The following is a 784-nucleotide window of genomic DNA, read 5'->3' as shown; positions in this document are numbered from 1 at the left end:
AGCATGAATGCGGTGAGCTAGCGTCACAACTTCTGCAACGAACGTTGATGCGAGAGCAGTGCTTCAATCAAGCACTGGTTCTTCACTCAGATAATGGTGCGCCGATGAAGTCGTTGACGTTCAAAGCAAAAATGGAAGAGTTAGGTATTACTTCATCGTATAGTCGCCCAAGAGTCAGTGATGATAACCCGTCTGTTGAGTCATTGTTCCGCACGGTAAAGTACATGCCAAGCTGGCCAACAAAGGGCTTTGAAACAATCGACAGTAGTCGAAGTTGGGTTGAAGCCTTCGTACGCTGGTACAACACGGAGCACAAGCACAGTAAGCTGAATTATGTCACGCCTTCAGAGCGTCACAATGGAAAAGATAAAGAGATCTTGAAGCGCCGAGCGGAGGTACTACTCGCTGCAAAAGAGCTAAACCCTGAACGCTGGCCTGGTGATATCAGAAACTGTGAACCTGTTGGTGACGTTCACCTAAATCCAGAAAGAGAAGCTGCTTAATAAGTAAGCAAATGATGACAACTACCTTGAAAAACACCGTTATTAATCAATAAAGAACCACACGTAGGAATAGTTAGATTCATATTATTTCTCCCCAAAAAGACCATAAATGTGACTTTCATCACTGAAATTTTATAAAGCCTAGTCGTAAATTGTTAAATTTTTGATCTTTTTGTGAATAACGTCACATAGTGCTGAAATTAAGAACTTTTCAAATCTTTTAACATTCAAATTATTCTGTTTGACTATAGAATCCTTGAAAAATATAAATAAAAAACAAG

General features: G+C 40.1%; 1 protein-coding gene. It reads left to right on the top strand.

Translation table 11 applies throughout. From position 1 onward, the window contains the following. The coding region (locus AB4323_RS24535) for a transposase (protein WP_372153563.1) at nt 1-503 on the top strand (503 nt) is incomplete at its 5' end. Nucleotides 504-784 lie beyond the last annotated feature (281 nt).

The sequence above is a fragment of the Vibrio sp. 10N.261.52.C11 genome (assembly GCF_041471405.1).
Lineage (GTDB): Bacteria > Pseudomonadota > Gammaproteobacteria > Enterobacterales > Vibrionaceae > Vibrio > Vibrio crassostreae_C.
The sequence above is the reverse complement of the archived record's forward strand: the minus strand, read 5'-3'. Positions and strand labels throughout refer to the sequence as shown.